The sequence below is a fragment of the Weissella diestrammenae genome, from assembly GCF_014397255.1.
In the GTDB taxonomy this organism is placed as follows: Bacteria; Bacillota; Bacilli; order Lactobacillales; family Lactobacillaceae; genus Weissella; species Weissella diestrammenae.
Genome location: NZ_CP060724.1, coordinates 728,639 through 740,320, shown reverse-complemented (window position 1 = coordinate 740,320; position 11,682 = coordinate 728,639). Strand labels below are relative to the sequence as shown.

The following is an 11,682-nucleotide window of genomic DNA, read 5'->3' as shown; positions in this document are numbered from 1 at the left end:
AACAATGCTTTACTAGCTATGCCTGAAACTAATCAATGCTGATACCTATTCAAAGCATCAATCACACCCTTAAATTGACCCTTATTTTATGATTAAACAAAAAACAGCTCATCATCATTTCTGATAATTAACTGTTTCGTATCGATTAAATTAATAATTTATGGATTAGGTGTATCATCACCGCCATCAGTCGTATCCCCACTATCTGGATTCATCTGTTTCATCCGTGATGTGTCAGAACGCGGTTGATCTTTCTCCGGTGCATCAGTACTATACAACGATTGAGTTGATTCATCATTATTTTTTGTGAATTGATCCGTTGCGCTTGGTCCTAATGTTTTTTCAAGCCTGACTAATTTTGCCAGTCCATTTGAATAGTTATATTTTTTAGCAACAATCGGCTTAAAACCTTTAGGTTGATAAAAGCGCAACAAGTCTTTTTGATTAATTGAATCTGAAATCGCTAACTGCTTATTCACCTGAGCCTGAATCTTTTTCACTTCTGCTTTTTCAGCCGCTGTCGGCTTACTAATTAATGCCCCTGAATGATCATATAATTCACCACTGACCATACTATAGTTTGGCGTGATCCAATCTTTATTCCGGAAAGCGACGATCTGATTACGCTCATTATTGAACAAGTCTTGACCAAGATTAACATACTGTTCTGGATTATTAACGCCTAGGACTCGTAATAATGTTGGCATGACGTCAATCTCCCCACCATAGGTATGATTAATCCCGCCTTCGTGCCAACCAGGAATATTAATCATAAACGGTACCCGCTGTAACTGCTGGTTATCCCAATTTGTCCAATTATCAGCCGTCTTCCCCAAAACAGTTGCTAACGACTTGTTTTCGGTATTTGAAATACCATAGTGATCTCCATAAAGAACGACAACCGAATTCTTAGCTAAACCGGATTTATCCAAATAGTCATAAAATTCTTTAATTGATTGATCAAGATAGTGATTCGTTTCAAAATAACCATTAACAACTGACGAATCTGTTTGAACCGTTTGGAAATTAGCATCCTTGTCTTGTTCATCTAAAGCATATGGGAAATGGTTTGTCACCGTGATATATTTCGCATAAAAAGGCTGTTGGAGACGTTCAAGATATGGAATTGAATCATAAAAGAGTAGCTTATCCTTTAATCCATACCCCATCGCTTTTTCACCAGAAGTATCATAGTAACTAGCATCAAAGAAATATTGATAACCCATATTTTTATATACATTATTTCGATTCCAAAAACTTGCGTTATTGCCATGGAATACGGCTGATGAATAGCCTGCTGTTTGATGTAGAATTGCTGGCATTGCCTCGAATGTTTGATCTGCGCCATGTGAAGCGAACAATGAACCTTGCGATAATCCAAAAGTACCTGTTTCAAGCATGTTTTCAGCGTCGGACGTTTTTCCTTGTCCAACTTGATTAAAGAAATTATCAAAACTAACTGTCGAGTCTGAATTATAGAGACTGTTTAAAAATGGCGTAACTTCTTGCCCATTAATTTTTAGGCCTAGACTGAACTGTTGAAAAGACTCCAAATGAATCACAAAAACATTCTTCCCCTTGGCAACACCGGTATACTTTGTCACGTTTGATAAATTATGTTTTTTAACATAAGCCAAAGCTTTATCAATGTCTGATTTTTTAGCCGATTTACGTTCCTCTCGTACGCCATGTAAACGTAAACCGTCATAACCCGTAAAAGCATCGAGCCCCAAATACTTTACAAGATAGGTCGAATCAAACTGACGCGTAATCAATTGTGGTCGATCAATTTCGCCTAATGCTAAGGTCACCATAAACAAGAATATGGCGCCAGTTGTAAAGGCAAAACTCATGAACTTAGGCGTTGCCGTCCGATCAAAACGAAACTTCTTTAATGCAAATAGAATCACAAAAATGACAATATCAATCCAAAAGAGAATATCATGACCATTTGCTAACGCCAGTCCTGATGCACCCAACCCTTGATTTACCTTGTTATAACCAAGCATTGTAGCTACCGACATAAAGTCGGTAAACTCACAATAATAAATGACATTAAGATATAGCAATAATGTATTTAGAAAATACAAAAGAATAGCAATTGGGTAAAACAACCTTGCTTTACGAAAATAAAACGCCAACCCGATTAGTAGTAATGGTAAAGGTAATGGGTTAATTAATGTGGTCACAATTTGAATTGGACTTGATCCACTAAACAAATTAAAGTCCAATGCGTATGCCAGCATACTTTTTGCCCAAAATAAAATCACCAGTAATAGGACAAAGCCCACCCTAGATTTCATCCAATCAATTCGACTATAATGTCTCAACACCTTTTCCCCCGTCTCACATAACCTGATATCAATGTAAATGTATCATTTTGTCTTTAATGACTTTATTGTTATTTTATGTAACTGTACTATTATATAATAAACAACTTAGATTAAGGTTAAAAGCTCGGAGGATTATTTTCATGGAAAATCAAGAACTCATCGTTAGCAAACAATACGGTACCGGTTTATTAAGCGACCTAGCGCTTGGTATTCGTCGCGATGTGTTTGTGACAGAACAAAATGTCCCACTCGCACTTGAAATTGACGATTTGGATAATCAGACGACTCACTATGTGGGATTCATTAATGATAAAGCCATTGCTACCGCACGGGTCCTAGTCAATCAAGAAAAAAATAGTTGGCATATTCAACGCGTTGCAACCCTATCTAACCAACGTGGTCATGGCTATGCCAATAAAATTATGCAAACCATCATTGATGATGCTAAAAGCGCTGGTGTCGCTTATCTCGACCTTGGTGCCCAAGTTTCAGCACAAAGATTTTACGAAAAACTTGGCTTTTTACCATTTGGTGATCAATTCATCGATGCTGGTATATTGCATATTAATATGGTCTACCATTTTTAAATCTACGCATCATTATAATGCTAGTACTTGCTCATCGTTAACTGAAGATTAAATTCAGAAAACGTCTACGCAAGCACTAGCGTTTTTTCTATCCTGAAATGGCACCACATCTTGTTTGATAAATCATATCATCATATGAATTTGTCAGTAACGATCGATAGGCACATTGCTCCTTTAGTGGCAACATGAAATTAATAGTATAATCCAATTTTTGCCATAATAGTTTTGCGCCTTCTTCATCATCAGAAAATGCTAACTGCATAATTTGAATAATTTTTTTCATAAAGCTTCGATGCCAATCTAATTTATGTATTGGTAAATCAGTTAAATAATATGTTGTTTCCTTAATTGCATTCAAATCATGTTTTCGGTATGCTGCCATTAAGAAGCGGACCTGACTATATGCAATATATTGAATTCCGTAATTTGAATAAATTCGTTCGTGAATCGTGCCACCATTTTCAATGACTTTCATAATGCGATCAATGTGTCGCCGCATTCTTTCTGTAACATGATAAACGTCCTCATAGGATGTGTAATCTACTAAGTAGTGAAACAATTTATAATCAGCTTCTGCAAAAAATTCCAACGCATTTAAACTATTTGCAATCGGTTGTGCTAACAAACATAGTAGTTCTTGTTGTTCATCTTGCTTTAAATTGGCATGAATATTTTCAATTAACTTTATTAAAAAAACAGCATCATAATTTTTCTTTAACGTTGAAATAATGGCTTTAATATTGGCAACATTCAAATCAATTGCATCAATTTTTTGTCGATCAGCAACCGATTCACTCACCAATTCTGGATGTTCAGTATAAACGCGTAACCATAATTCATCTGGTGTCACACCAATGATTAATAATAAATTCATAAATGTAGTGGCTGAGACCCTACCATGTCCTTGCAAATAGTCATACAGTCTCGACCTTGAAATATCAACATTTTTTAATATATTACTAATTGAGATATCACGTTCTTTTATAAAATAAATTACTGATTCGCGCAGCATTTCGCTGCTCATCACGCTTATTGTCATATGTATTCTCCCTTTAATTTATTGCTTTTATCTATGTATTTTTACCCTTATACTTCGAATTATAATGGCTCAATAGTCGATTTACCACCCTTAAAAAGTAAGTAATTCGCAAATATTTAAAAAATCTCAATTTCGTCATATTTAAGCAACTAATTCATTTTTCAACAATAAAAAAGTCTGCAAATAATTGCAGACTTTTTACATTTTATTCTAATCTTCTTGTGGCGCTTGATGACTATCATCTTCTGCTCGTGCGACTAATTCTTCAACGATTGCCGTTGATTTATCAGTTGCAGTCTCATCGTCCCCACTTTTTTCTTCCACTACAGGCGTATCATCTTCTTCATGCTCAACTTCTGCAAAAGTGGCCACTTTTGCATCCTCGCCAAGTCGCATCAGACGAACACCTTGTGTCGCGCGGCCAGTTTGAGAAACTGATTCGACGGTAAAACGGATCATTACCCCTTGGTCTGTCGTTAGCATAATATCTTCAGTGCCATTTACAACTACAATCCCAACTAATGGCCCATTTTTTTCAGTAATATTCGCTGTTTTAATTCCTTTTCCACCGCGACCCTTAACTGGATATTCTTCAACGGCAGTTCGCTTACCATAACCATTTTCAGAAATCACTAAGACTTCATCTCCGGCATGACGCACGTCGGCACCAACAACAAAATCACCTTCACGCAAACGAATACCACGGACACCAGCCGCAGCACGTCCCATTGACCGAATATCGGTTTCGTTAAATGAAACTGAATAGCCATTATGCGTTCCAATAATAATTTCTTGATTGCCATCACTAATGATAACAGAAATCAATTCATCATCTTCTCGCAATGTTACCGCTTTGAGCCCATTCGTTCGAATGTTGCCAAAAGCTGAAACGGGTGTTCGCTTTACAACCCCATTACGTGTTGTAAAGAAGAGGAATGCAGATGATTCAGAAGCTTCACCTTGGACACTAACAACCTTAGTGACTTTTTCATTCTCATCCAACTTACCCAAGAGATTAATCACTGGAATACCTTTGGCCGTTCGTCCGTATTCAGGAATTTCGTAACCCTTCATCCGATAGACTTTTCCCATACTCGTGAAAAATAGTAGCGTATCATGTGTTGAAGTTCCAATTAACTGATCAATATAATCATCATCATTCAATCCCATTCCTTGAACACCTCGTCCACCGCGATTTTGTGCACGGAATTCTGACGTGGCGACACGCTTAATATATCCACCAGCTGTCAATGTCACAATAATATCTTCTTGCTCAATCAAATCTTCATCTTCAAGGTTTGTCACATCACCAACTTGTAGTTCTGTTCGACGTGCGTCACCATGCTTAGCTTGAATTTCTAACAATTCTTGATAAATAATTTCATCAATTCGCTCTGGCTTGGCCAAAATATCTTTCAAATCAGTAATTAAAGCCATTAAGCTGTTATATTCTTCTTCAATTTTGTCACGTTCTAAGCCGGTTAGCCGGACCAGACGCATATCCAAAATTGCTTGTGATTGTTTATCTGACAAAGCATATTCTGTCATCAAACGGTTTTTAGCAATTTCTGCTGTCTTTGAGCCACGGATAATCGAAATAATAGCATCAATATGATCCAACGCAATTCTTAATCCTTCTAGAATATGCGCACGTGATTCAGCCTTCTTTAATTCAAATGTTGTCCGACGCGTAATCACTTCTTGTTGATGCTTTAAATAAGCAACTAAGATATCTTTTAATCCTAGCAGTTTTGGTTCACCATCTTGGACGGCCAACATATTAAAGCTAAAACTAGTCTGAAGCAACGTGTTTTTGTAAAGATTATTTAATACAACTGAAGCTGAGGCATCGCGTCGAATATCAATCGCAATACGATAACCTTCACGATCGGATTCATCGTTGGCACCTGCGATCCCTTCAACTCGTTTATCACGCGCTAATTCAACAATCCGTTGAATTAAGCGTGCCTTATTAACCATGTATGGCAGTTCAGTCACAATAATCTTTTCTTTACCACTACGGTCAGTTTCAATTTCAACCTTTGCTCGAACTGTGACATGACCTTTACCTGTTTCGTAAGCCTTACGAATACCAGCCTTGCCCATCACAATGGCACCAGTTGGGAAATCAGGACCTGGAATAGCTTCCATCAATTCCGTCGTCGTAATATCTGGATTTTTCATTAACAAATGCAGACCATCAATCACTTCACCCAAATTATGCGGTGGAATATTTGTCGCCATTCCAACTGCAATACCTGTTGCACCATTAACTAATAAATTAGGGAAACGCGCAGGCAAAACGGATGGTTCACGATCTGTACCATCATAATTATCGACAAAATCAATGGTGTCTTTATTAATGTCACGTAGCATCTCAGTTGCAATTTTTGATAATCGTGCTTCAGTGTATCGCATGGCGGCCGCAGGGTCACCATCAATTGATCCAAAATTTCCATGACCATCAACTAGCATATTTCGATAGCTGAAATCTTGAGCCATTCGTACCATCGCTTCATAAATTGCCGAGTCACCGTGTGGATGATATTTACCCATAACATCCCCAACGATACGTGCTGACTTCTTATGTTGTTTATCAGGCGTCACACCCAACTCATTCATACCGTATAAAATTCGACGGTGTACAGGTTTTAATCCATCACGCACATCTGGCAACGCACGCGCCACAATTACTGACATTGCATAATTCAAAAACGAATTACGCATTTGATCGCCTAAGGGCGCGTTCTTAATTCGCCCGACGTCTTGTCTTTCTTCTTCGGCCATTGTTTACCCCTTTAATCTCATTCAACTTGAACTTGTCCCACTGATACTGAGCACTGATATCATCAACAAAATATGCACAATCACTGCGCAATTCTTTGTCAGTTTATACGTCTAGTTCAGCATAACGTGCATTCTCTTCAATAAATTCACGACGTGGTTCAACATTATCACCCATTAGCATGCTAAAGATTTGATCTGCTTCTTCTGCGTCATCTAGTTCAACGCGAAGCATACGGCGACGTTCAGGATCCATTGTGGTTTCCCAAAGTTGCTCGGCATCCATCTCTCCCAGTCCTTTGTATCGTTGAACAACTGGTTTTGGACTAGCTGGTAACGTTGGTAAGAGTGCATTTAATTCTTGATCTGAATCAAGATATTTAACAAATTTTCCTTGGCGTACTTGATACAAAGGTGGTTGAGCAATATAAACATAGCCTGCTTCCAAAAGTGGCCGCATATAACGGTAAATTAATGTTAGCAAAAGTGTTCGAATATGTGCGCCGTCGACATCGGCGTCGGTCATAATAATCAATTTATGATAGTGGACTTTTTCAACATTAAATTCATCGCCAAAACCTGTACCCATCGCAGTAAAGAGTGAACGAATTTCTTCATTAGCCAAGATGGTCTTCATCTGTGCCTTTTCAACGTTCAAAATTTTCCCTCGAATTGGCAAAATAGCTTGTGTCAAGCGTTCACGACCTTGTTTGGCGGAACCACCGGCTGAATCTCCCTCGACAATAAATAATTCTGAAATTGCGGGATCTTTTGATGTATTATTCGCCAATTTTCCGGGGAGATTAGAAATTTCTAAGCCGGTCTTTTTACGTGAATCTTCACGGGCACGTTTTGCAGCAAGGCGTGCTTTTTTGGCTGACATTCCTTTTTCAACGATTTGCTTTGCAACTGTTGGGTTTTCTAACATAAATCGTTTGAATGTCTCATTAAACATACGATACACAGCTGATCGTGCGTCAGAACTGCCTAATTTTGCCTTGGTTTGCCCTTCAAATAATGGATCTGGATGCTTTACCGAAACAATCGCTGTTAAGCCTTCACGTAAATCATCAATCGTCAATGTATCATCAGATTCTTTCAGTTGTCCATTCTGTTTAGCATAGTCATTGATAACACGTGTGAGCGCTGTTTTAAATCCAGTCTCGTGCGTACCACCTTCCCATGTATTAATATTATTTGTAAATGATAGAAGCACGTTTGAACGATAATCATCCGTATATTGTAGTGCTACCTCAACTTCAATCCCATTTTCAGTACCTTCAACATATACTGGTTCTTCAAAAATTGCTGTTTTATTCCGATTCAAATATTTAACATATTCTTTGAGTCCACCTTCATAGTAAAAGGTCTGATTTTTAGGTTCTTCTTCACGATTATCAACAAATGAAATTCGTAGTCCTTTGTTCAAAAATGCTAATTCGCGCACACGCTCGATCAAGATTTTTGCATCAAAAACAGTTGTCTCTTGAAAAATATCTGCGTCCGGCACAAAGTGCACAATCGTACCTCGACTAACCTGCTTCCCTGCAGCATCAACTTTCGTAATGTGTTGTTTTGTTCGACCACGTTCAAACGACATATAGTAGCCTTGGCCATCTCGAATAACCGTTGCATCAAGCTGTGTTGAAAGTGCATTAACCACTGATGCACCAACACCATGGAGCCCACCTGAAACTTTATAACCACCACCATCGAACTTACCACCAGCATGTAACACCGTGAAAACAGTTTCCAATGCTGACATACCTGTCTTCTTTTGAACATCAACTGGAATACCACGACCATTATCAGTCACAGTTATCGAATTATCAGCTTCAATTGCAACTGTTACATGGTCAGCGAATCCTGCCATTGCTTCGTCAATACCATTATCAACAATTTCCCAAACCAAATGATGTAGTCCTTGACTTGTTGTTGTCCCAATATACATTCCTGGACGTTTACGTACAGCCTCTAATCCCTCCAACACCTCAATCTGACTAGCATCATAATCATCAGCATTTGTGTTCATTTTCCCAGTATCTTCTGGTGCAACATCATGTGTTAATTGCTCTTCTTCAGCCATGAATACTCCTCATTTCCAGGTATGATTGACATCTCTTTTATTTAAGCAAGTGTCTTAAATTCATTGATTGTCGTCAATCAGTTGACCTGCTTTCACATTAAAAATTTTTGGTTCTTTGATTAATTGCTTTGCGACGTCACTTAATGATGGGGTCGTAATAAATGTTTGGACTTTGTCTTGCATTGCTGTTAAAAGATGCGTCTGTCGACTCGCATCAAGTTCAGATAACACATCATCAAGTAACAAAATTGGATACTCACCTGTCTCAGCCTTCATCAAATCAATTTCGGCTAACTTAACAGCCAGTGCAGTCGTTCTTTGCTGACCTTGCGAACCAAAAGTCGCAACGTCATGATCGTTCACTAAGAATTGTAAATCATCACGTTGTGGCCCAATCAATGTGGTACCCATAAAAATTTCACGTGCTTTAATTTTTTCAAAGCGTTGGTTTAACGCAGCTTGAATCGTTTCTTGTGACTGCAATGATGAATCATCAACTTGTGACATGTATTTAATTTCTAATACTTCTTGATTTTCAGTGATTGCAGCATGAATCGGTTTTGCCGCTGCTGCTAATTGCGTGAGTAATTTTATGCGACGTAAAATTAATTCACTGCCATAGGTCACTAGTTGTTCTGTTAAAACATCTAAAAAAAGTTCATCGGTTGCTTGTTTAGTACTTAATTGTTTTAAATACTGATTTCTTTGTCGCAATACCATTCGATATTGATTCGCAACAAACAAATATTTTGGACTCATTTGACTAAATTCTCGGTCAATGAAATGACGTCGAATCTGTGGTGAACCTTTTACTAATTCTAAATCTTCTGGCGCAAATAAAATCACATTCATTTGACCAATGTATTGGGCAAGTTTAGCTTGGTCCAAATGATTCATTCGTGCTTTTTTTCCTTTTGAGGTAAAAGCTAATGACAAAGGAACGTCACCATAAGCACGTTGTATCACACCACTTACAATGGCTTCTTTACCACCCCAACCGATTAAATCTTTATCCAATCGTGTGCGATGTGATCGCGTTAATGCGAGCACATAAATTGCTTCTAATAAATTCGTCTTTCCCTGTGCATTGGGGCCTAAAAAAATATTAACGCCAGATGAAAATGTGACATCAACGTCTGCGTAGTTACGAAAATTATTCAGTTTTAATGACAGTAATTGCATTATTCAAACTTTGGCGTTGCACCATCGCCATTAATAATATATCGTTCCCCATTAGGTAAGGCGACAATATCACCTGGGTATAATTTGCGTCCACGTCGGTCATCAGGTTCTTGATTGACTAGGACTTGGTATTCACGTAAATACCATTTTGCTTCAGAACCCATATCAATCGTGCCAGAAATCTTAAGAAGTTGGCCCAAGGTAATATAAGGTGTTCTAATGGACAATTCAGTTGCCAAAATAATGTCCTTTCTATCACTTATCTGTGATTTTCAAAATTAAGGCACCTATCAATTTAGGTGCGACCATAGATATAATTATACCATTTTTTTACTATTAATTTCATTTTTAGCCTTTAATTTACAATCTAAGCCATTTTGACGTTAAAATACAAAAAAAGCCACAATGAGCAATGATTGCTTATTATGGCTTTTTGTCATGCTTTTGTCATTTTAGATGATCATGACCTGAAATTAGTACGTCCGAACAGGCGTAATTAATTGAATAAAGTTTGTTTCGTTATTTGTTGGTACAAGGGTGAATGGATCTAATGCTGTTTTAAAGCCAATTTGAATCTGTTCATCTCCAAATGACTTCAACGCATCGCGCATATAATCTGGATTAAATGAAATCGTCAATTCATCACCTGCAGTTTCAGCAGCAAAGATTTCTTCTTCAATCTTTCCTACTTCTGGTGAATTTGATGAAATCATCGACTTGGCATCAGATACCATGAATTGAATTACATTTGAACGACCCTCGTGAGACAACAGAGCCGCACGATCAATCGTTTGCAACAATTCCCGTGCATTAATTGTAATTGTTGTCCGTTTTTCTGTTGGAATTAAGCGTGAAGCATCTGGATAATTACCTTCCAACAATCGTGAATAGAAAATTGTATTAGGTCCTAATTGGAAAATCACTTGGTTTGATGCCACACGAATTTCAACTGTTTCTACTTCTTCCAACATACCTTGTAACTGCAAAAGTGAGGCGCCTGGAATAATAATATCTGCATTAACATCACTCGTTCCAAAAGCTAGCGTTCGTTGTGCTAATCGGTGACGATCAGTTGCAACGGCTGTTAAATTACCACTAGCTAAAATAAAGTGTACCCCTGTTAAAATTGGTTGACTAAGTTGCTTTGAAACAGCAATAACCGTTTGACCAATGACTTCAATTAAAGTTGAAGCTGGCAAAATTAAATTATTTTGAATATCAACCTCAGGTAAATGTGGATAATTATTGACATCTTGTCCATGAATGTCGAATTCGGCAGAACCAGATGTAATTTTTGCTTCAAGCCCAGATGTATTTGCTAATGTTACTTCTTCACCTGGTAACCGCTTAACGATATTTGAGAAGAAAGTTGCGGGTAATGTAATTCCGCCAACTTCAGTGACAACTAATTTTGCAATATCATCAGACACGGGAATCGTTGTTTCAATTGAGATATCAGTATCTGATCCAGTTAGTGTTAACCCCGTGTCTGTTAGGATCATTTTAATATTTGTTAAAATTGGCATTGCTGTTCGAGATGAAATGGCACGATTAACATTATTTAATGCTTTTATAAACGCTTGACGATTAATTGTAAATTGCATGTGTAGAACTCCTCATGAAATGAATCAGATTTTGTTTTTAATTTATGCGGGCTGTGTAATGACTTAT

8 protein-coding genes are annotated in these 11,682 nt (G+C 37.6%); 1 reads left to right on the top strand and 7 read right to left on the bottom strand.

All coding sequences use genetic code 11. The features are described from left to right. Window positions 1-158 precede the first annotated feature (158 nt). Complete coding sequence (locus H9L19_RS03690; RefSeq protein WP_420832603.1) at window positions 159-2,303, bottom strand: LTA synthase family protein; 2,145 nt, start codon at window positions 2,301-2,303, stop codon at window positions 159-161. A gap of 170 nt (window positions 2,304-2,473) precedes the next feature. Here H9L19_RS03690 and H9L19_RS03685 point away from each other — a divergent pair, with 170 nt between their 5' ends. Next, a complete protein-coding gene (locus tag H9L19_RS03685; RefSeq protein WP_187529795.1) occupies window positions 2,474-2,920 on the top strand; it encodes a GNAT family N-acetyltransferase in 447 nt (148 codons plus the stop codon). Between the two features lie 88 nt (window positions 2,921-3,008). Here H9L19_RS03685 and H9L19_RS03680 read toward each other — a convergent pair whose 3' ends face one another. The 6 genes from H9L19_RS03680 to dnaN all read right to left on the bottom strand — a co-directional run bounded on the left by H9L19_RS03680 (window position 3,009) and on the right by dnaN (window position 11,615). Further along, window positions 3,009-3,794, bottom strand: coding sequence for a hypothetical protein (locus tag H9L19_RS03680; RefSeq protein ID WP_187529794.1), 786 nt, complete (start codon window positions 3,792-3,794; stop codon window positions 3,009-3,011). Window positions 3,795-4,169: 375 nt separating this feature from the next. Beyond that, complete coding sequence (gene gyrA / locus H9L19_RS03675) at window positions 4,170-6,746, bottom strand: DNA gyrase subunit A (protein ID WP_187529793.1); 2,577 nt, start codon at window positions 6,744-6,746, stop codon at window positions 4,170-4,172. 103 nt (window positions 6,747-6,849) lie between these two features. Further along, a complete protein-coding gene (gene gyrB, locus H9L19_RS03670) occupies window positions 6,850-8,775 on the bottom strand; it encodes a DNA topoisomerase (ATP-hydrolyzing) subunit B (protein WP_205160180.1) in 1,926 nt (641 codons plus the stop codon). A 114-nt stretch (window positions 8,776-8,889) separates the two neighbouring features. After that, entirely contained in the window at window positions 8,890-10,011 is a 1,122-nt protein-coding gene (recF, locus tag H9L19_RS03665) for a DNA replication/repair protein RecF (protein WP_187529791.1), read from the bottom strand. Beyond that, window positions 10,011-10,250: a S4 domain-containing protein YaaA gene (gene yaaA, locus H9L19_RS03660; protein ID WP_187529790.1), complete on the bottom strand. Its 240-nt coding sequence runs from the start codon at window positions 10,248-10,250 to the stop codon at window positions 10,011-10,013. Before yaaA ends, recF begins: the two co-directional genes overlap by 1 nt. A 234-nt stretch (window positions 10,251-10,484) precedes the next feature. Continuing rightward, window positions 10,485-11,615 (bottom strand): DNA polymerase III subunit beta, encoded by a 1,131-nt coding sequence (gene dnaN / locus H9L19_RS03655; protein ID WP_187529789.1) that lies wholly within the window; start codon window positions 11,613-11,615, stop codon window positions 10,485-10,487. Between the last annotated feature and the right edge of the window lie 67 nt (window positions 11,616-11,682).